The organism is Brachybacterium equifaecis (assembly GCF_023509525.1).
Classification (GTDB): domain Bacteria; phylum Actinomycetota; class Actinomycetes; order Actinomycetales; family Dermabacteraceae; genus Brachybacterium; species Brachybacterium equifaecis.
The window spans coordinates 250,766-270,420 of record NZ_JAKNCJ010000003.1 but is presented as its reverse complement, the minus strand read 5'-3'; the positions used below and the strand labels follow the sequence as shown (position 1 = coordinate 270,420).

Here is a 19,655-nt window from a genome sequence, read left to right as displayed (position 1 = left end):
TGTGATGGTGTGTGGGTCCTCTTTATGGGGTGATCCCGCTGTCGTGCGCGGGCCACAATCTTTTTGTGGGTTGTTGGTGCTGTGTTGTTCGGGTGTGTTGTGCCGGTCCTGGTGGGGGCCGGCGTTTTCTGCGTTCAGGGCATCTCGCGTGCGCAGTGCGCGACTGGGAGTCGCGCGGCTGCCGCCTTCGGTGCGGGTCCTTCAGCCTCGGTGCAGTGCTCTGTGGGGCAGTCCTGCATCGGGGTCTGCAGGGGCCTGACCGTTGCCAGGCATGGTGGAGTCGATCACCGGGGCCGAGCGCGAGGCCTGCTTCGCTGCACTCGATCCTCTAGATTGGGACGGAGCAGGTCAGAAGACAACAGAATGAGGGCGAGCACCATGGCCGACGAGCGCAGCGAGCATCGGAACGACAGCCGTACGGAGCACAGCAGCCGCGGCGGAGGCCAGGGCCGGCGCGAGGACGCGCGCGGCGGCGCTCGCTCGTACGGCTCACGCGATGACAAGACCCCTCGAACGTCGCGGGATGACCGTCCTCAGCGCAGCGGATATCAGGGCGGCAGCGGCCGCGGGCGAGATGATCGTAGTCAGGGTTCGGGCTACCAGCGTCGTGACGATCGTGCTCAGGGTTCCGGCTACCAGCGTCGTGATGATCGTGCTCAGGGTTCCGGCTATCAGCGTCGTGATGATCGAGGGGGCTACCAGGGCGGATCCGACCGCACCCGAGACGACCGTGGCGCCAGCTCGAGCTATCAGCGCCGCGATGATCGCTCGCAGCCCGGTGGCTACCAGCGCCGCGATGATCGTGGTGGCTATCAGCGCCGTGACGAGCGGTCGCCCTCCGGTGCCCGTGAGCACCGCGAGGATCGTTCCTCGAGCGGCAGCCACGAGCGTCGTGATGATCGCTCCGGGTATCGGGGACGGGATGACCGCGGAGCGCAGGGTCGCCCTCAGAGCGGCGGCTACCGCGATGATCGTGGCGCGCGCGGCGGTTACCGCGGTCGCGAGGATCGTCCCCAGGGCGGTGGCTACCGGGGCCGCGAAGACCGCGGCTCATCGAGTGGATACCGAGGCCGCGATCAGCGTCCCTCGGACGAGCGGCGCTCTTCGGGCGGATATCAGGACCGCGGCGACCGGGTTCGGTCGGGCGGCTATGGCGAGCGTCGTGATACCGGGGGATTCCGCGATCGCGACGATCGTGGTGCAGGCGGCGGGTACCGCGGTCGCGAGGATCGAGGGCAGTCCCGTCCTCCTCGCGATCGCGATGACCGCGGCGCCCAGAGCGGCTACCGGGGTCGCGATGACCGCGGCGCCCAGGGCGGTTACCGTGGCCGTGACGACCGTGGTGCCCAGGGCGGTTACCGTGGCCGTGACGACCGTGGCGCGCAGGGCGGCTACCGCGGCCGTGACGACCGCGGTGCGCAGGGCGGATTCCGGGGCCACGAGGATCGGGGGCAGTCCCGTCCTCCGCGAGATCGCGATGACCGCGGCGCTCAGGGCGGCTACCGCGGTCGTGATGACCGCGGGGGCTCGGCCGGGTACAAGGGCCGTGATGACCGTGGTCGCGATGGACGGGCAGCCTCCGAAGGCTCTGCACGTCCCGGACAGGAGCGCCGCAGCACGCGTCCGCCGGAGCCCGCTGTGCCCGAGAACATCACGGGCAAGGAGCTGGACCGGGAGGTCGCCGACGAGCTGCGCGCCCTCAGCAAGGACACCGCGGATCGCACCGCGCGCCACCTGGTGATGGCCGTCAGCCTTATGGACGAGGACCGCGACCAGGCGCTCGCGCACGCACGCTATGCAGCGAGCATCGGCGGACGCATCGCGGTCACCCGCGAGACCTACGGCGTCGCCGCCTATCAGGTGGGCGATTACAAGACGACCGTCCGCGAGCTGCGCACGGCGATGCGCATCAGCGGGCGCACCGACCTGCTGCCCATGCTGGCCGATGCGGAGCGGGGTCTGGGCCGCCCTGAGCGCGCCTTCGAGATCGCGGCATCGCCCGAGGCGGAGAAGCTCTCGGTCGAGAGCACCATCGAGCTGATGATCGTCGTCGCCGGCGCCTACGCGGACACAGGCGACACCGAGACGGCCCTGCAGACCCTCGAGATCCCCGCACTGCGCTCCAAGGTCGACGGGAAGTGGCCTGTCCGGCTGTGGGCCGCGTACGCGGATCTGCTGGAGACGGCCGGCCGTGCGGAGGAGTCCCGCCGCTGGCTGACCCTCGCTGCAGATGCCGACACGGAGCGTCTGACGGACGCGGCGGCCCGGCTCGGCCGACCGGCCCCTGAGGTCGAGGCGGATCCGACCTGGTACGACGATGAGGAGGTCGAGGTGCTCGACGTCTTCGAGGAGTACGCGGACCTGGACGACGAGGATCCTGCCTCCGCGGATGGCACCGAGGTCGACGCCGGCGCGACCAGCGCTGCGGACAGCGAGGAGCTCGACGACATCGACGCTGCCGACGACGACCACCGTGCCGAGGGCGAGGACCTCTCAGAGGCCCCCGTCACGGCCGATCTCGGTGAGGAGAGCACGGACGGGGAGGAGGCGCGATGACCGTCCCGATCTCCCCGAGCCTCCTGGACGTCTACGACGCACTGCTGCTCGATCTCGACGGCACGCTCATGCACGGCGGGGTGCCGATCCCGCACGCCGCCGACGGCGTGCGCACGGCCCGAGAGCGCGGCGCGCTGATCGGGTTCATCACCAACAACGCCTCCCGCACCCCGGATGCCGTCGTCGCGCACCTGGCGGAGGTCGGCGTGCAGGCCGAGGCGCACGAGGTGGCGACCTCGCCGCAGATCGCGGTGCAGCTCCTCGCCCAGCACGTCGAGGAGGGGGTCACTGTCCTCGTCGTCGGAGCGGAGAGCCTCGCCAGCGAGGTGGCGGGGGCCGGCTTCACGCCGGTCTTCCGCGACAGCGAGGACGTCGCCGCCGTGATCCAGGGCTTCTCCCCGACGCTCGGCTGGGCGGATCTCGCAGAGGGCTGCTACGCGCTGCGCCGCGGGGTCCCGTGGGTCGCCACGAACACGGACGCCACCCTGCCCACCGAGCGCGGGATGGCCCCGGGCAACGGCTCGCTCGTCCACACGCTGGTGCACGCCACGGGACGGACCCCGCTGGTCGCGGGCAAGCCGCAGCCGGAGATGTTCGCGCTCGCAGCCGAGAAGCTCGGTGCGCGGCGCCCCCTGGTCGTCGGGGATCGCCTCGACACCGACATCGAGGGCGGCAACCGCGCGGGCATGGACACCCTCCTGGTGCTCACCGGGGTCGATGGGATCGCCGAGGCGGTCCACGCCGAGCCGCTCCTGCGCCCCACGTGGATCCTGCCCGACCTGTCGACGCTCACGGCGCCCGCGCCCAGGCCGCTCGTCCAGGGCGATTCCGCGCGCTGCGGCGCATCGGGAGCGCGCTGGGACGGCGAGGACATCGTCCTCACCGGCCAGAGCGCGGACCCGCGCGCGCTGCACGCCGCTCTCGCACTCATCGCCCAGCGCCATGAGGAGGCTCGCTTCGGCGGGGCGGTGCGCGAGGAGTCCGGAACCGTCATCGCCCCGCCGGCAGAGGCCCCGGCTCCATGAGCGCCCGCCGCCTGGACCTCGCTCTCGCAGAGGAGGGGCTCGCGCGCTCGCGCACCCACGCCCAGCGCATCATCGCGGAGGGCCGCGCGCGGGTGGACGGCGCTCCCGCGCTGAAGCCCTCGCACCCGGTTCCCGAGGGCGCCGCGGTGGAGGTCGCCGACGTCCCCGACGGGATCGAGTACGCCTCCCGCGCCGCGCACAAGCTCGCGGGCGCCCTGGAGAGACTCGGCGTCGACCCCGAGGGGAAGCGCTGCCTCGACGCCGGCGCCTCCAGCGGCGGCTTCACCGATGTGCTGCTGCGGCGGGGCGCCGCGCGCGTGATCGCCGTGGACATCGGCCGCGATCAGCTCGCAGCCCACCTGCGGGGCCACGAGCGCCTGCAGATCCACGACAACACGTCCATCCGCGGGCTGCGCGCGCAGGACGTCGGGGGAGCGGCGGACCTGATCACGGCCGACCTCTCCTTCATCTCCCTGCGCACCGTCCTCGGCGATCTCGCTGCGCTCAGCGCGCCCGGCGCCGACCTGGTGCTCATGGTGAAGCCGCAGTTCGAGGTGGGGAAGGCGGCGCTGCCGCGCACCGGCGTCGTCAGCGAGCCGCGCGAGCGCATCCGGGCTGTCGCGGGTGTCGCGCAGGCGGGCCTCGAGTGCGGGATGTCCCTACTGGGCGTCGCCCAGAGCGACCTGCCCGGCCAGGACGGCAACCTGGAGTACTTCGTGCACCTGCGCGCCCCGCGCGAGACCCCGGACGCAGCCTCGGCCGTGCCGGGGGAGCCGGTGCTCGAGCGCAGCGCCTATGACATGATCGAACGCGCGGTCTCCCCGCTCTCCACCCCCTCGGCGCCGCTGCGGCGCGCGCCCGAGCCGACCGAAGGGTCCCGCTCCGCATGAGGCGATTCCTGCTCTACGTCCACTCCGGCCGGGCCTCCGCCCTGTCCGGCATGAAGAGCATCCTGCACGAGCTCGCCCAGCACGATGTGCGGGCGGTCGTCATCGACGAGCAGGTCGCCGAGATCCGAGCGAACGAGCCGGGCATCGTGCCCGACGGCCTGCTCGAGCTGCTCGGCGGCGAGGGCGTGGACGTCGTCGACGCGGTCAGCGCCGCGGACCTCGTCGAGCTGGGCATCGTGCTCGGCGGGGACGGCACGATCCTGCGCGCACTCGAGGTGGTGAGGGAGGCCGACGTCCCCGTGCACGGCGTGAACCTCGGCCACGTCGGATTCCTCGCCGAGAGCGAGGTGGAGGAGCTCTCCACCACGGTGCGCCGTCTCCTGGACGGCGCCTATGCGATCGAGGAGCGCTCCACCCTGGACATCGCGGTGCGCGGCGAGGGCGACGAGCTCATCGCCGAGGACTGGGCCCTGAACGATGCGAGCCTCGAGAAGGCCGATCGGCAGAAGATGATCTACGTCGTCGTCGAGATCGACGGTCGCCCGGTCTCGTCGTTCGGGTGCGACGGCGTGCTGCTGTCCTCGTCCACGGGCTCCACCGCCTACGCCTTCAGCGCCGGCGGACCTGTGGTGTGGCCCGAAGTCGACGCCTTCCTGATCGTGCCGCTGGCCGCGCACGCCCTCTTCGCCCGCCCCCTCGTGCTCGGGCGCTCCTCGGAGGCGGCGATCGAGATGACCGTCGACAACCGCGACGGCGGCGTCCTCACGCTCGACGGGCGCCGCACGATCGAGATCGCGGCCGGGATGCGCGTCGAGTCCCGCCTCTCCTCGCGCTCCGTGCGCCTCGTGCGGCTGCAGGCCACACCCTTCGCCGACCGGCTCGTGGAGAAGTTCCAGCTGCCTGTGATCGGATGGCGCGGCCGCGACGGCCGGGCCGTCTGAGAGCGGCACGGACGACTGCGAGGCCCTGACAGCGATGCTCTCCACCCTGAGGATCCGCCTCATCGGCGTGATCGACGATGCGACCCTCGAGTTCGGTCCCGGCTTCACGGTGCTCACCGGCGAGACCGGCGCCGGCAAGACGATGATCGTCACGGGACTGACCATGCTGCTGGGCGGCCGCCTCGATCGCGGTCGCGCAGGCACCGCGAGCACCGTGGACGGCACCCTGGCCCTGGCCGGGCACACCGAGCTCGCACGCGCTCTGGACGAGCTCGGCGCGGAGGACGAGGACGGAGAGGTGCTCGTCGTGCGGCGCGTCACCCGCGATGGCCGCTCCCGCGCCCAGATCGGCGGAGTCCCCGTGCCGATCGGTGCGCTCGCCCGGCTCGTCGGCTCCGCCGTCACCGTGCACGGGCAGTCCGACCAGACCCGCCTGCGCGAGGCCGATCAGCAGCGCGAGGCGCTGGACGCCTTCGCCGTCTCGACCGTCAGCGCGCCGCTGGAGCGGCACCGCGAGCTCTGGCAGGAGCGCACTCGCGCGGCCGAGGAGCTCGACGTCCTCCAGCGCCTCCTCGCCGAGCGGGAGACGCGCGGCGCGCAGCTCCGCACCGCTCTGGAGCGGATCGAGCGCATCGAACCGCAGCCGGGAGAGGAGGACGAGCTGCGCGCCCGGATCGAGCGCCTGGACCACGCGGTCGACCTCCGCTCCGCCGCCGACCAGGCGGGCGCCGCGCTCGCAGGCGACGACGACGGCCCCGCCGCAGGCCCCCTGCTCGACATCGCCACGAGCCTGCTGCGCTCTGCCGCACGCACCGACCCGGAGCTCGCTCCCGTCCTCGAGCGCCTGGAGAGCACCCGGCTGGAGATCTCCGACATCACCGCGGAGCTCTCCCGCTACGCCGACGGCATCGACGCCTCCCCGGGGGCGCTCGAGGACGCCAACGAGCGGCTCCACGAGATCACCGTCCTCGTGCGCGACCTCGGCCCCGTCCTGGGCGGCGCCGAGACCGCCGCAGAGGTCCTGGAGCGCTCCGCCGTCGCCGCCGCCGACCTCGACCGGCTCGACGGTGCGGAGGACGAGCACGCCGCGCTGACCGCGCGCCTCGCCGAGATCGATGCGGAGCTCGAGGACACCGCCGCCCGACTCACCGAGGCGCGCGTCGCCGCCGCGCGCACCCTCGCCTCCGCCGTCCAGGAGGAGCTCGGGCACCTCGAGATGCCGGCGGCGAGCATCCGGGTCGACGTCGCCCCCCACGCTCCCCGTGCGCACGGCCGCGACCAGGTCTCGATCCTGCTGGCCCCGCATCCGGGAGCGGACCACCTGCCGGTGGCGACAGCGGCGAGCGGCGGTGAGCTCTCCCGCGTGATGCTCGCGCTCGAGGTCGCCCTCGGCTCCTCGCGCGCGGATCGCAGCGCCGCCCCCGTGTTCGTGTTCGACGAGATCGACGCCGGCATCGGAGGCCGCGCTGCGCTCGCCGTCGGCCAGCGCCTCGCGCGCCTCGCCGAGCACGCCCAGGTCATCGTCGTCACCCACCTCCCGCAGGTCGCCGCCCACGCCTCCACCCACCTCAACATCGTCAAGCGCAGCGGGGACGGCACCACGAGCTCCACCGTCGAGGCGCTCGAGGGCGAGGCTCGCGTGCGCGAGCTCGCGCGGATGCTCGCCGGCGACGTCTCCGAGCTCGCGCTCGCCCACGCCGCCGAGCTGCTCGCCGAATCCCGCGCCGCGGCCGACGGGCCCGCATGACGGCCCCCCGCGCCGTCGTCAGCGGCACCGCGCGCCTCGGCCGCCGCACCAAGGACCTCACCAAGCGCCTGCGCGCCGGCGACATCGCCGTCATCGACCACGAGGACATCGACCGCGTCGCCGCCGAGGCGCTCGTCGAGAAAGGCCCGGCCGCCGTGCTGAACGCGGCCCGCTCCACCTCCGGCCGCTACCCGAACGCGGGCCCCCAGATCCTCGTGGACGCCGGGATCATGCTGGTCGACGACTGCGGGCCGTCGCTGTTCGAGAGCGTGCGCGAGGGGAGCAGCCTCACCATCAGCGAGGGGCGCATCCTGGAGGGCGATCGGGAGCTCCTGCAGGGCGCCGCGCAGGATGCGGCGAGCGTCGCCGCCGCGATCCTCGCGAGCCGCGAGGGCCTCTCGGAGCAGCTCGAGCTGTTCGCCCGCAACACCCTGGAGTACATGCTGCGGGAGCGGGATCTCCTGCTCGACGGAGTCGGCGCCCCGGACATCGCGACCGACCTCGCCGACCGCCCGGTGCTGATCGTGGTGCGCGGATACCACTACAAGGAGGACCTCGCGGCGCTCGCCCCCTTCCTGCGGGAGAACCGCCCGGTGATCATCGGCGTCGACGGGGGGGCCGACGCGGTGCTCGAGGCCGGCTGGAAGCCGCAGCTGATCATCGGCGACATGGACTCCGTCTCCGATCGCGCGCTGGCCAGCGGCGCTGAGCTCGTCGTCCACGCCTACCGCGACGGCCGCGCTCCCGGAATGGAGAGGCTCGAGGAGCTCGGGCTCGCCGATCGGGCCGTGCTGTTCCCCGCGTACGGCACGAGCGAGGACATCGCGATGCTCCTGGCCGACGAGAAGGGGGCGAGCGTGATCGTCGCCGTCGGCACCCACGGCACGCTCGAGGAGTTCCTCGACAAGGGGCGCGCTGGGATGAGCTCGACCTTCCTCACCCGTCTACGGGTCGGCTCCAAGCTCGTGGACGCCAAGGGCGTCTCCCGCCTGTACCGCCAGCGGATCTCCACCCTCCAGCTCGTGCTGCTCGCGCTGTCCGGGCTCATCGCCCTGGGGGTCGCTCTCTGGGCGACGCCCGGCGGGCAGGCCGTCTTCCAGCTGCTGGGGGCGAGACTGGACGATGTCCTGGCCTGGTTCACCGCCCTGTTCGCCACCCGCCCCGCCCCCGGATCCTAGGAGGGATGTCGTGATCGATTTCCGCTATCACCTGGTCTCGCTGATCTCCGTGTTCCTCGCTCTCGCCGTGGGGATCGTGCTCGGCGCCGGCCCGCTGCGCGAGAGCCTCGGCTCCCAGCTCACCGGGCAGGTCGAGCAGTTGCGCGCCGAGCGCGACCAGCTGCGCGCCCAGGGCGATGACCTCACCGCCCAGCAGGACGAGCTCGCGGCGTACATCGGCGCCACCGGCCCTGCCCTCGTCGCCGGCAGCCTGGAGGGCACGCGCACCGCGGTCTTCTACGACTCCGGCAGCGTCTCGGCCCCCGTGAACGGGATCGGCGCCCTGCTCACCGCGGCCGGGGCCGAGCAGGTCCTCACCGTCCGGCTGGAGCGCGGGCTGTGGGACCCCGCCGGAGCCGAGAGCCGCTCGGGCGCGCTGACCGCTCTGCGCGCCCTCAGCCCGCAGACCGTCGCCGAGGCGGAGCAGAGCGACGGCGCGCTCGCCGCTGCGGGCGAGGACTCCGACGCCGCCGTTCTCGGCAGCGTCATCACCGTGCTCGTGACGAGCCCCGACCTCGCCGAGGAGACCCGCACGCAGATGTGGTCCGTGCTCGAGGACGCCTCTCTCGTGAGCGCCGACGGCGAGACGGCTTTCCCCGCCGATTCCGTCATGGTCGCGGGCGCTGCCGCAGGCGATCTCGTCGTCGAGGGGGAGGACAGCGCTCTCGCCGCGCAGCGTGCCCAGCTCCTGCTGGAGACGCAGTCCGGTCTGCTCCTCGAGCTCGCCGAGGCGCAGGTCCCCGCCGTCGTCACCGCGGCGACCCCGCAGAACGACGACACCGTCGGCCTGCTGCGGACCGTCCGGGGGGATGCCCGCTTCGCGGGGCTGTCCACCGCCGACCGCCTCCAGGCGCCCGATGGTCCCGCGATCGCGGTCCTCGCCCTGGCCGAGCAGCTCCGCGGCGGCTCGGGGAGCTACGGCACCGCCTCCGACGCGCGCGCCCGCGTGCCCGAGACGCCCGCCCTCGCCGGCGAGGCGAGCGACGGCGGTCAAGGATGAGCGGGATGCGAGAGGCTCTGCGCCGCACGAACTTCGCCGGTCGCGAGGTGACCCTCGCACAGGGGGTCGCGGTCGCGATCGCCGTCCCCGTGCTCACCGGGCTGGCCGGGATGCGCGGGCGGGCCGCTGCCGCCGCCGGCATCGGCGCTCTGGGGCTGGCCGACGACCTCCTCGAGCCGATCCAGCGCCGCCGCGGCGCCGCGACCAGCAAGGGACTGCGCGGTCATGCCCGCGCCCTGCGCGAGGGGACTCTCACCACGGGCGCGGCGAAGGCCATCGGCATCCCGGTGCTGTGCGTCGCCGCAGCGCTGACGGAGACGGGCGGGCCGCGCCGGAGCCTCGCCGCCCGCGGCGCAGGCGCGGTCCTCGACGGGGCGATCGCGGCCGGCACCGCGAACCTCGTGAACCTCCTGGACCTCCGGCCGGGTCGCGCGCTGAAGGCGTCCCTCCTGCTCAGCGCCCTCGCTGCGGCATCCCCGCGTCGCCTCCAGAGCGACGCCGAGAGCCCCCTCGCCCCAGCGCCCGATGCTCGCGAGCGCGGTCGCGCGCTCGGAGCCGCCGCCGCCGGCATCAGCGCACTCGCGCTGCCCGTGGACCTCCGGGAGAAGGGGATGCTGGGCGACACCGGGGCCAACGCGCTCGGCGCGATGATCGGCACCGCTCTCGCGCTGCGCCTGCAGGCCGCCCCGGGCAGTCCCGCATCGGCGCACGTGCGCAGCGCCGCCGCCCGCGGCGCTGCGCTGCTGGGGCTGAGCGCTCTCACCCTCGCGAGCGAGAGGGTGAGCTTCAGCGCCGTCATCGAGGCGAACCCGGCTCTGCGCGCCCTCGACGCGCTGGGACGACGAGGGGCGCCATGAGCTCGAGCGCCCCGAACGCCGCATCCGACGCCGCGCCCGACGCGGGGTCCGGCGCATTGCCCGGCGCCGCGGAATCCCGCCCCACCGCCCCTGGTCTCGGCAGCGCGATCCTCCGCGGCGCGACCCTGATCCTGGTGATCACGCTCCTGGCCCGCATCGCGGGCTTCGTGCGCTACCTCGTGTTCGGGGCGAGCGTCGGCGCGGGGGACGTCGGCACCGCCTATGCGAGCGCGAACCTCGTCCCGAACCTCCTGTTCGAGGTCGCCGCCGGCGGTGCGCTCGCCGCGAGCGTGGTCCCGCTGGTCGCGGGGCTCGTGGGCGGCAGCCGCACGGAGCGCGAGGAGGCCAGCCGCATCATCTCGGTGCTGCTGTGCTGGACGCTGCTGGTCACGATCGTGCTCGCCGGCGCTCTCGCGCTCGCCGCGGATCCGCTCGCGGCCCTCATCCTCGACTCGCGGGCCCCGACGGACGCGGCGACCGTCGCCCTGGGCGCGCGGATGCTGCGCGTGTTCGCGCTCCAGCTGCCCCTGTACGGGATGACCGTCGTGCTCGCCGCGTACCTCCAGGCCCGCAAGCGCTTCTTCTGGCCCGCGCTCGTGCCGCTGCTGAGCTCGCTGCTGGTGATCCTCGCCTACCGGCTCTACGCCGGCGCCGCGCCCGCGGTCGCCACCTCCACCACCATCGGCCCCCTCGCCGAGGGCCTGCTCGTATGGGGGACGACCGCAGGCGTCGCCGTGATGGCGATCTCCCTGTGCATCCCCGCGGCGCGCGCCGGTCTGCGCCTGCGGCCGGGGCTGCGGATGCCCGCGGGGCACGGGCGGCGCGCCCTCGCGCTCGCGGGAGCGGGACTGGGAGCCGTCGGCGCTCAGCAGCTCGCGCTCGCACTGATCCTGCTGCTCGCGATGCGCACGGGCGGCACGGGCACGCTGCCGGTGTTCCAGTACGCGCAGGCCGTCTACCTCCTGCCGTTCGCAGTGCTCGCGATCCCGCTCATCACGAGCGTCTTCCCTCACCTGTCCGAGCAGCGCACGGTGGGCGATATCGCCGCCTTCGGCCGCACGGCGGGCCTCTCCCTGCGCACCCTGGCCGTGATCGGCGCGATCGGCGGCGCCGCCCTCTTCGGCGCCGGCCCCGCGCTCGAGGCCTTCTTCCGCCACATCGACCGCGCGGGCGCAGTCGGAGTGGGCGCCGCGGTCGCCGCGATGGCGCTCGGCCTCCTCCCGTACATCCTCACCGTCCAGTGCACGCGGATCCTCTCCGCGGCGCTGCGAGCGCGCGATGCCGCGATCGTCGGCTCCATCGGCTGGATCGCCGCGGGCGCGCTGATCGTCGCGGTGGCGATGGCCTCCACGGGCGCCGGGGCGGCCCAGGCCGCCACCGCGTTCGCCTTCGCCATCAGCATCGGCATGTGGGTCTCCGCGGTCTCCGGCATGCACAGGGTCTCCGACGTCCTCGCCAGCGGCGCGCAACGCGCGCCGCTGCATCGCAGCGTCCTCGCCGCAGCGGTCGCGGTCCCGGCCGGCGGCATCCCGGCCCTGCTCCTCGGCCGGGCCCTCGTGCACCAGGGCGTCGGGGAGATCGGCACGGTCCTGCTCGGAGTCCTCACCGGGGGAGTCGCGGCCGCTATCGCACTGGCCGTGATGGCGCTCGCCGATCCCGGCGCCGCCGCCCGGCTCCGCTCCCGCCTTCCTCGCGGCCGGGGCCGGCGATGAGCGGGCGCGCCCACGGGCTGCGCGTCCTGCTCGTGGAGCCCTCCGCGAGCGGGGGACTCGCCGCGCACGTGCGCATGGAGCGGGAGGTGCTCGCGGAAGCGGGAGCGCAGGTGCGCGATGCGCCGGTGCGGATCGGACCGCGGCCCTCGCTCCTGGACCTCCTCACCATCGCCCGGCTGCGCCGGCTCCTCTCGGCGGCCCGCCGCGGCGCCCCGCCGGTCGACGCCGTGCACGCGCACGGCCTGCGCGCCGGAGGGCTGACGGCCCTCGCCCTGCCGCGCACCGCCGCCGGGCGCCACCGCTCGCGCTCGCGCTCCGGGGAGGCGGGGCCGCGCGCAGGAGATACGCCCCGCCTCGTGGTCACGCTCCACAACCGCATCGCCGGACCGTTCCCGGTGCGCGTGCTCGGCAGGTCGCTGCTGAGCATCATCGTGCAGCGCGCCGACGTCGTGCTCGCCGTCTCTCCCGACCTCGCCGAGGCCGCCGCCGGCGCGGCGCGCATCGAGCACGCGGTCATCCCCGCGCCTGCGCGCACGTCAGCGCGCACGTCAGCGCCGCTGCAGACCCCCGCCGCGCTCGTCCCGAGCCTCACCCCTGAAGTGCCCGGCGCGGAGGGCGCGGGCCCGGGGGAGCCGGTCCCGCAGGTCTCCGGGGGGCCGCTGGAGATCCTCGCCGTCGGCCGGCTCGCTCCGCAGAAGGGCTTCGACATCCTGCTCGAGGCCGTGCGCACCGTGAAGGACCACGGCGCCGACGTGCGGGTGCGGATCGCCGGGGACGGCCCGGACCGCCAGGCCCTCGCGGCCCGGATCGCAGCGCATGATCTGCCCGTGGAGCTGCTCGGCCGACGGGAGGACATCCCCGCGCTCCTCGCCCGCGCCGACCTGGTCGTCTCCTCCGCGCGCTGGGAGGGCCAGCCCGTGTTCCTCCAGGAGGCGCTCGCGGCCGGTCGGCCCATCGTCGCCACCGATGCCGGCGGCACTGCGCTGGTCACCGGCCGTGCAGCCCGACTGGTGGCCCCGGGCGATCCGACCGCGCTCGCCGGAGCGATCCTCACGATGCGCAATCCCCGGGTCCGGGCCGCGGCCGGCGAAGCCTCGCGCGAGCGCTCCCGCGCCCTTCCCGGCCGCGGAGAGCTCCTGGACCAGCTGCTCGATGTCCTCGGCCCGCCGGGAGATCTCGCATCGTGCGGCTCGGAGGCGGCAGGCGCCGAGTTATGGTAGCTTGGCGGTCCGTGGCAGATTCCAGCGCGAGCACCCCCCTGACCCCGTCCGCATCGACCCGAGACGCAGCGTCCGGCCCCGGTGCGAAGCCCTTCCGCAACACCGGCATCACGAAGCACATCTTCGTCACCGGCGGAGTGGTCTCGAGCCTCGGCAAGGGGCTGACGGCATCCTCCCTCGGCATGCTCCTGAAGAACCGCGGCCTGCGGGTGACCATGCAGAAGCTCGATCCGTACCTCAACGTCGATCCGGGCACCATGAACCCGTTCCAGCACGGCGAGGTCTTCGTCACCGAGGACGGCGCTGAGACGGACCTCGACATCGGTCACTATGAGCGCTTCCTGGACGTGAACCTCTCGCGCGCCTCGAACGTGACCACCGGTCAGGTCTACTCGGGCGTGATCGCCAAGGAGCGCCGCGGCGAGTACCTGGGCGACACCGTGCAGGTCATCCCGCACATCACCGACGCCATCAAGTCCTCGATGCGCGCCCAGGCGGGCGAGGACGTCGACGTCATCATCACCGAGATCGGCGGGACCGTCGGCGATATCGAGTCCCAGCCGTTCATCGAGGCGGCCCGGCAGGTGCGCCAGGACGTCGGCCGCGACAACGTCTTCTTCATCCACGTCTCGCTGGTGCCCTTCATCGGCCCCTCGCAGGAGCTGAAGACCAAGCCCACCCAGCACTCCGTGGCGGCGCTGCGCTCGATCGGAATCCAGCCCGACGCGATCGTGCTGCGGGCCGACCGGCCCCTGCCGGCCTCGGTGAAGGCGAAGATCGCCTCGATGTGCGACGTGGACCTGGACGCCGTGGTCACCTGCCCCGACGCCCCCTCGATCTACGACATCCCGAAGGTGCTGCACAGCGAGGGGCTGGATGCCTACGCCATCCGGCGCCTGGGCCTGCTCAGCCACGACGTGGACTGGACGAGCTGGAGCGCGCTGCTGGAGCGCGTCCACCACCCCGACCGCACGGTGCGCGTGGGACTGGTGGGCAAGTACATCGACCTGCCCGACGCCTACCTGTCGATCACCGAGGCGCTGCGCGCGGGCGGCTTCCACCACAGCGCCCGCGTCGAGATCCGCTGGATCCCCTCCGATGACTGCGAGACCCAGGAAGGCGCGCAGAAGGCCCTGCGGGACCTGGACGCGATCATCGTGCCCGGCGGGTTCGGCGTGCGCGGCGTGGACGGCAAGGCCGGGGCGCTGCGCTTCGCCCGCGAGCAGGGGATCCCTGCGCTCGGGATCTGCCTGGGCATGCAGTGCATGGTCATCGAGTACGCGCGCACGGTGCTGGGCTGGGAGGACGCCCACTCCACCGAGTTCGGGCCCGAGACCGCTCACCCCGTGATCGCGACGATGGCCGAGCAGGAGGACATCCTCGCCGGCGGCGACCTCGGCGGGACGATGCGGCTCGGCGCCTACGATCACGAGCTCGTGCCCGGCAGCGTCGTCGCCGAGACGTACGGGGCGACCGTCGTCTCCGAGCGGCACCGCCACCGCTACGAGGTGAGCAACGCGCATCGCGGCCCGCTCGAGGAGGCAGGGCTCGTGGTCTCGGGCGTCTCCCGCATCGGCGAGGACCGCTCGCTCGTGGAGTTCGTGGAGCTGCCCCGCGAGGTGCATCCGTTCTACGTCGGCACGCAGGCGCACCCTGAGCTGAAGTCCCGGCCGACCGCAGCGCACCCCCTGTTCGCCGGGCTCATCGGCGCGGCGATCGCACGCCAGGATGCTGCTGTCGAGGGCGCTGCGGCCGAGAACACGGCGGTCGAGGGCGCTGCGGCCACCACGGCAGGCGACACCGCCGCGGCCGCCGTGGACGGTGCGCAGTGAGCACCTCGCAGCCGACTGCAGCGGCGGGCTCGGCCGCTGCGCAGGTGGCGGCGCTGCGCGATGAGCCCAGTCCCCGTCCCGTCAGCGCGCATCGCCGGGCGTATTCGGGGATGATCTGGGATGTCATCCGCGACACCGTGGACTTCGCCCCGGGGGTGCAGTTCGACCGCGAGTACATCGCGCACACAGGCGCCGTCGCCGTACTCGCCGTCCGGGAGGACGGCAACGGGGACCGTCGCCGCGCGCAGATCCTGCTGATCCGTCAGTACCGCCACCCCCTGCAGCGCGCCTTCTGGGAGATCCCGGCGGGCCTGCTGGATCAGGAGGGGGAGGATCCGGCCGACGCCGCCGCGCGCGAGCTCGCGGAGGAGACGGGCCTCGCCGCAGGGAGCATCGAGCACCTCATCACCACGGCACCGAGCCCCGGGAGCTCGCAGGAGGAGATCCGCATCCATCTCGCGCGCGATCTGCGCGAGGCGGAGGGCGTGGACTTCGAGCGCGAGGACGAGGAGGCGGAGATCGAGATCCGCTGGGTGCCGTGCGAGGAGATCCTCGAGGCGATCGGGCGCGGCGCGCTCACGAGCGGCACGCTGCTGACCGCCGTGCTCGCCTACCTGCAGCTGGGCTGAGCCCGGGCACTCGGGCTGAGTTCGGCCGCCCGGGAGCAGGTCCGGCCGGTCGGGCTGGGCCCGGTCAGTGGGACTCGGGCTTCGGCAGGGACGCGCACAGCACGGGCGCGACCAGCTCGGCCTGCCACGGCCGGGCGCCGAGCGCCTCGAGCTGCCCCCGCACCGCGACCTCATCGCCGGCCGAGTCGTTCTCCCAGATCCACGTGCGCAGCAGGCCGGGGTTCACCAGGTTCTCGGAGGGGACCTGCAGCTCCTCGGCGCGCGCGGCGACCGCCTCCCGCACGGGGAGGTAGCGCTCGGCGACCTCAGGCCACTTCTTCGACCACAGCTTGTGGGGCGGCGGATACGCGGGCTCGGAGCGGTCGGGCAGGTGCGCGGGCGCCGTGGTGAGGCCCGTGCGGGCCGCCTGCCACCAGGCGTCCTTCCCCCGCAGCGCCTTCGGCAGCGCGGCCGAGAACGCCTCCCGGGAGGTCTCGGCGTGCTTCGCGGCCTCGACGATCTCGCGATCGCGCAGCACCCGGTGCGGGGAGAGGTCCTCGCGCGAGGCGATCGCATCGCGCATCTCCCACATCGAGCGGGCGACGGCCATCTGCCGCTGCGAGCGCAGCACGCCCACGCCGTGCAGCTTCCGCCACGGCTCCGCGCGCGGAGCGGGGCTCCCGGCGGCGAGGAGATGCGCGAACTCCTCCTCGGCCCAGCGGGTCTTGCCCGCCTCCTCGAGGCGGGCGGCCATGATGTCGCGCACCTCGACCAGCACCTCGACGTCGAGCGCGGCGTAGATCAGCCACGGCTCCGGGAGGGGGCGCTTGGACCAGTCGGCAGCGGAGTGCTCCTTCGCGAGCGCGAGGCCGAGGGCGTCCTCGACGACGGCGCCGAGGCCGACGCGCTGCATGCCGAGCAGCCGCCCGGCGAGCTCGGTGTCGAACAGCCGCGCTGGGCGCAGGCCGAGCTCGTCGAGGCTCGGGAGGTCCTGGCTCGCCGCGTGCAGCACCCACTCGCGGCTGTTCATCAGCTCGATGAACGTGCCCGGGAGCGTGAAGGCGATCGGATCGATGAGCGCGGTGCCCGCGGCGTCCGTGCGCACCTGGATCAGGTACGCCTTGGAGGTGTACCGGTACGAGGAGGCGCGCTCGACATCGACCGCGATGGGCTCCTCGGGAGCGGTCGCGGCGCGCTCGCACCACTGCAGCAGCGGCTGGATGCGGTCGATGAGATCGACCATCCCGTCGCGGGGCGCGCGCAAGGGGGTGGCGGCGGGGCCTGCCTGGGCGGCGTCGTCGGCAGGAGCTGCCGCTGCGCTGCGCGTGCGAGGGGAGCGGCCGGGAGCCTGCGCCTCGGGGACGCGGGCCGGTTGCGGGGCGCGGCCGGCGCGGGAGCGCGTGCGGCGGCTCGACGGGGATCCGGCGGTCTCGGCGGGGGCCGAAGGAGCGGCGGGATCGTGCGGGGAGGGGGGAGTGGCGGGCATCAGCCGCGGTTCCTCTCGTCGGTCAGGGATCGAGCCCGGGCGCGATGCGAGGGCACGAGCGGCGCGACCTGGGCGGGAGCCGGGGGGAGGCCGCCGGCGGCCGCGAGCATTGCAGCCCACGCCGCGAAGTGGGGGCCGAGGTCGGCGCCGGTGGCAGGGGTGTCCGGAGTCCACGAGACGCGCATCTCGACGTCCACGGTGGAGGGCCGGGAGGCCAGCGCCCCGTAGCTCTGGGAGACGACGCGGGTGGCCGTGCAGCCGAGCTCGCGCGCCTGCGCGCCGTTGAGCTCGAGCGACTCGGTCACCCAGGACCACGCGACGTCCCCGAGCATCGACTCGATCGCGAACTCGGGCTCGAGCTGCGCCTGGACGAGGGCGACCATGCGGTACTCCCCCTGCCAGGACTCCTCGCCGGCGGGGTCGTGCAGGATCACGATCCGCCCGCTGGCGAGCTCATCGTCGTGCAGGAGGACCTCGCCCTCGGCCGCCCAGGTGTGCGGGGCCATCCGGCCGGGCGCGGGGATGTCCCTCCATGCGACCTCGGGCCGCAGGGCCGCACGGGTCATCTCCTCGATCGCGGTGCGGAATGCGCGCGCGGCGGCGGGGAACTCGTGGACGGACACGCTCGGGAGCCTAACGGCGCAGGCAGCCTCGGCAGCCGAGGCGCGCCGGGCCCGGGTGCCCGGCCCTCAGTCCTGGAGGACGAGGCTGATGGAGTTGATGCAGTACCGCTGGTCGGTCGGGGTGGGGAACCCTTCGCCCTCGAAGACGTGCCCGAGGTGGGAGCCGCAGTTCGCGCAGCGCACCTCCACGCGCCGCATCCCGAGGGAGACGTCCTCCAGCACCTCGAGGACGTCGCTGCCCTGGGGTGCCCAGAAGGCGGGCCACCCGCAGTGCGCATCGAACTGCTCGCTCGCGCGGAACAGCTCGGCACCGCAGGCGCGGCACGCGTAGGTGCCGGCTGGGCGCACCTCCTCGTACTCGCCCGTGAAGGGCCGCTCAGTGCCGGCCTCGCGCAGCACCTGGTACTCGGCGGGGGAGAGGCGCTCGCGCCATTCGGAATCGGAGAGCTGGACGGGGTACTGCGAGCCGCCGATGGGGTGAGCGTTCATGGGGGTCCCTCCTCGGGGAGCGGTGGTGCGGCGGTGCGCCGCGCTCAGGACTCCAGGGTATGCCGGTCCTAGACTCCTGCCCATGACGCGACCCCAGCCCTCGACGCGCGATCCCCGGCCCTCCGCGTCGGCCGGGCGCTCTCTCCCTCTGCTGCTGGGGGCCGTGGGAGGGGGAGCGTTCCTGCTCACCGGCGGCGCGCTCGCGATCGGCGCGCGCATCATGGCGCGCACGCCGCTGCTGCCCCAGAGCTCCGCGCGCGCCCGGGCCGACGTCATGGTCCGCGCGGCCTACCCGGATCGCGTCCACCTCGATCACACCCCCGAGACCGCGCGCGCGGGCTGTCTCGCGCTGCGGCAGTCCGGCGGGGCCGCCCACGCCCGCCTCGGCCCCGTCACCGGTCGGCCGACGCCCACCACGGTGTCCCGCCCGATCCTCGCCCTCGACACCGCCGAGCCGCTGGTCCCAGGACCGGCGAGCACGAACGGCTTCTTCTGGCCCGGCACCCCTGCGAGCGCGCACGGCATTGCCTTCGAGGACGTCGAGATCGCCTCTCCCGTCGGGCCGATGCCCGCGTGGCTCGTGCGGCCGGAGCCTGGCCGCGCGGCCGATGGCGCGGCAGGCACCTGGGTGATCCTCGTGCACGGACACGGCGCGACGCGCGGGGAGGCCCTGCGCGTGATCCCCCTGCTGCGGGAGCTCGGACTCACGACGCTCACCATCACCTACCGCAACGACACGGGCGCCCCCGCCTCGGCCGACAGCATGCACCACCTGGGCGCCGCCGAATGGGAGGACGCCGAGGCGGCTCTCGCCCACGCGCTCGCCGCAGGAGCCGAGCGCGTCGTCCTGTTCGGCTTCTCCATGGGCGGGGGGATCGCGCTGCGCACCTCGGTGCTCTCCGCGCACAGGGGTCGGATCGCAGGGCTGATCCTGGACTCCCCGGCGGTGGACTGGAGGGACATCCTCACGTACCACGCGAAAGCGATGCGGGCGCCGGCACCGATGCGCCGACTCGCCCTGTGGATGATGTCGAGCACGCTCGGGCGCAGACTCGTGCGCCTGCATGAGCCGCTCGCGCTCGCCGAGATGCATCCCGCCTTCTACGCCGAGCACCTGACCCACCCGGCGCTCCTGGTCCACGCGCGCGAGGACTCGACCGTCCCGCTCGCACCGAGCCGCGAGCTCGCGCGCCTCGCTCCCGACCTGGTGCGGTACGTGGAGGTCGAGGGCGCGAGCCACACCCGCGAGTGGAACCGCGACCCCGCGGCGTACGAGCGCCTCATCGCAGAGCACCTGGTGGATCTGCTCGGTCTGGACGTGGACCCCGCGGCGCTGCGGCTCCCGATCCGCGACCCCGCCTCGCCGGCGGGGGAGGGCTCCACGGGCGAGCGGATCTGAAGCGCTCCGGGCTCGGACCCCGGCTGGAGGGCGTCGACGCCTCCGGCCCGCCG

18 protein-coding genes are annotated in these 19,655 nt (G+C 73.9%); 13 read left to right on the top strand and 5 right to left on the bottom strand.

All coding sequences use genetic code 11. The annotated features are described in order from the left end of the window. Positions 1–489: 489 nt before the first annotated feature. Entirely contained in the window at positions 490–855 is a 366-nt protein-coding gene (locus tag Bequi_RS09075; RefSeq protein ID WP_249737607.1) for a hypothetical protein, read from the bottom strand. Between the two features lie 195 nt (positions 856–1,050). Beyond that, positions 1,051–1,440, bottom strand: a complete 390-nt coding sequence (locus Bequi_RS09070) for a hypothetical protein (protein WP_249737606.1) — start codon at positions 1,438–1,440, stop codon at positions 1,051–1,053. Positions 1,441–1,638: 198 nt separating this feature from the next. Here Bequi_RS09070 and Bequi_RS09065 point away from each other — a divergent pair, with 198 nt between their 5' ends. From Bequi_RS09065 to Bequi_RS09010, 12 genes are all read left to right on the top strand, one after another. Beyond that, positions 1,639–2,556, top strand: coding sequence for a tetratricopeptide repeat protein (locus Bequi_RS09065; protein WP_249737605.1), 918 nt, complete (start codon positions 1,639–1,641; stop codon positions 2,554–2,556). Further along, positions 2,553–3,581, top strand: coding sequence for an HAD-IIA family hydrolase (locus Bequi_RS09060; RefSeq protein WP_249737604.1), 1,029 nt, complete (start codon positions 2,553–2,555; stop codon positions 3,579–3,581). Before Bequi_RS09065 ends, Bequi_RS09060 begins: the two co-directional genes overlap by 4 nt. Further along, a complete protein-coding gene (locus Bequi_RS09055) occupies positions 3,578–4,471 on the top strand; it encodes a TlyA family RNA methyltransferase (protein WP_249737603.1) in 894 nt (297 codons plus the stop codon). The genes Bequi_RS09060 and Bequi_RS09055 overlap by 4 nt, the downstream gene beginning before the upstream one ends. After that, entirely contained in the window at positions 4,468–5,412 is a 945-nt protein-coding gene (locus tag Bequi_RS09050) for an NAD kinase (RefSeq protein ID WP_249737602.1), read from the top strand. Before Bequi_RS09055 ends, Bequi_RS09050 begins: the two co-directional genes overlap by 4 nt. A 34-nt stretch (positions 5,413–5,446) precedes the next feature. Continuing rightward, positions 5,447–7,159 (top strand): DNA repair protein RecN, encoded by a 1,713-nt coding sequence (gene recN / locus Bequi_RS09045; RefSeq protein ID WP_249737601.1) that lies wholly within the window; start codon positions 5,447–5,449, stop codon positions 7,157–7,159. Beyond that, positions 7,156–8,337: a putative cytokinetic ring protein SteA gene (gene steA, locus Bequi_RS09040; RefSeq protein WP_249737600.1), complete on the top strand. Its 1,182-nt coding sequence runs from the start codon at positions 7,156–7,158 to the stop codon at positions 8,335–8,337. Before recN ends, steA begins: the two co-directional genes overlap by 4 nt. A 10-nt stretch (positions 8,338–8,347) precedes the next feature. Further along, a complete protein-coding gene (locus Bequi_RS09035) occupies positions 8,348–9,376 on the top strand; it encodes a copper transporter (RefSeq protein WP_249737599.1) in 1,029 nt (342 codons plus the stop codon). A gap of 5 nt (positions 9,377–9,381) precedes the next feature. Continuing rightward, positions 9,382–10,233: a hypothetical protein gene (locus Bequi_RS09030; RefSeq protein WP_249737598.1), complete on the top strand. Its 852-nt coding sequence runs from the start codon at positions 9,382–9,384 to the stop codon at positions 10,231–10,233. Continuing rightward, on the top strand, positions 10,230–11,945 hold the full coding sequence (locus Bequi_RS09025) for a lipid II flippase MurJ (RefSeq protein ID WP_249737597.1): 1,716 nt from the start codon (positions 10,230–10,232) through the stop codon (positions 11,943–11,945). Before Bequi_RS09030 ends, Bequi_RS09025 begins: the two co-directional genes overlap by 4 nt. Next, on the top strand, positions 11,942–13,165 hold the full coding sequence (locus Bequi_RS09020; protein ID WP_249737596.1) for a glycosyltransferase: 1,224 nt from the start codon (positions 11,942–11,944) through the stop codon (positions 13,163–13,165). The genes Bequi_RS09025 and Bequi_RS09020 overlap by 4 nt, the downstream gene beginning before the upstream one ends. 107 nt (positions 13,166–13,272) lie before the next feature. After that, positions 13,273–14,997, top strand: a complete 1,725-nt coding sequence (gene pyrG / locus Bequi_RS09015; protein WP_249737622.1) for a CTP synthase — start codon at positions 13,273–13,275, stop codon at positions 14,995–14,997. Next, a complete protein-coding gene (locus Bequi_RS09010; protein ID WP_249737595.1) occupies positions 14,994–15,626 on the top strand; it encodes an NUDIX domain-containing protein in 633 nt (210 codons plus the stop codon). The genes pyrG and Bequi_RS09010 overlap by 4 nt, the downstream gene beginning before the upstream one ends. Before the next feature lie 64 nt (positions 15,627–15,690). On the opposite strand, the gene Bequi_RS09005 is transcribed toward Bequi_RS09010, so the two are convergent. The 3 genes from Bequi_RS09005 to msrB form a co-directional block, all read right to left on the bottom strand. Further along, positions 15,691–17,091, bottom strand: a complete 1,401-nt coding sequence (locus Bequi_RS09005) for an HRDC domain-containing protein (protein WP_249737594.1) — start codon at positions 17,089–17,091, stop codon at positions 15,691–15,693. Continuing rightward, complete coding sequence (locus Bequi_RS09000) at positions 17,091–17,714, bottom strand: DUF3000 domain-containing protein (RefSeq protein WP_249737593.1); 624 nt, start codon at positions 17,712–17,714, stop codon at positions 17,091–17,093. The genes Bequi_RS09005 and Bequi_RS09000 overlap by 1 nt, the downstream gene beginning before the upstream one ends. A gap of 66 nt (positions 17,715–17,780) precedes the next feature. After that, positions 17,781–18,203 carry a peptide-methionine (R)-S-oxide reductase MsrB gene (msrB, locus tag Bequi_RS08995; protein WP_249737592.1) on the bottom strand — a complete coding sequence of 141 codons (423 nt, stop codon included), beginning with the start codon at positions 18,201–18,203 and terminating at the stop codon, positions 17,781–17,783. A gap of 82 nt (positions 18,204–18,285) precedes the next feature. Here msrB and Bequi_RS08990 point away from each other — a divergent pair, with 82 nt between their 5' ends. Continuing rightward, positions 18,286–19,602 carry an alpha/beta hydrolase gene (locus tag Bequi_RS08990; RefSeq protein WP_249737591.1) on the top strand — a complete coding sequence of 439 codons (1,317 nt, stop codon included), beginning with the start codon at positions 18,286–18,288 and terminating at the stop codon, positions 19,600–19,602. The last annotated feature ends 53 nt before the right edge of the window (positions 19,603–19,655 follow it).

Bases quoted from the DNA above. Each gene is read 5' to 3' on its own strand.
- steA (WP_249737600.1), top strand. From the start codon at position 7,156: ATGACGGCCCCCCGCGCCGTCGTCAGCGGCACCGCGCGCCTCGGCCGC.
- Bequi_RS09025 (WP_249737597.1), top strand. From the start codon at position 10,230: ATGAGCTCGAGCGCCCCGAACGCCGCATCCGACGCCGCGCCCGACGCG.
- Bequi_RS09030 (WP_249737598.1), top strand. From the start codon at position 9,382: ATGCGAGAGGCTCTGCGCCGCACGAACTTCGCCGGTCGCGAGGTGACC.
- Bequi_RS09050 (WP_249737602.1), top strand. From the start codon at position 4,468: ATGAGGCGATTCCTGCTCTACGTCCACTCCGGCCGGGCCTCCGCCCTG.
- Bequi_RS09005 (WP_249737594.1), bottom strand. From the start codon at position 17,091: ATGCCCGCCACTCCCCCCTCCCCGCACGATCCCGCCGCTCCTTCGGCC.
- msrB (WP_249737592.1), bottom strand. From the start codon at position 18,203: ATGAACGCTCACCCCATCGGCGGCTCGCAGTACCCCGTCCAGCTCTCC.
- Bequi_RS09060 (WP_249737604.1), top strand. From the start codon at position 2,553: ATGACCGTCCCGATCTCCCCGAGCCTCCTGGACGTCTACGACGCACTG.
- Bequi_RS09020 (WP_249737596.1), top strand. From the start codon at position 11,942: ATGAGCGGGCGCGCCCACGGGCTGCGCGTCCTGCTCGTGGAGCCCTCC.
- Bequi_RS08990 (WP_249737591.1), top strand. From the start codon at position 18,286: ATGACGCGACCCCAGCCCTCGACGCGCGATCCCCGGCCCTCCGCGTCG.
- Bequi_RS09055 (WP_249737603.1), top strand. From the start codon at position 3,578: ATGAGCGCCCGCCGCCTGGACCTCGCTCTCGCAGAGGAGGGGCTCGCG.
- recN (WP_249737601.1), top strand. From the start codon at position 5,447: ATGCTCTCCACCCTGAGGATCCGCCTCATCGGCGTGATCGACGATGCG.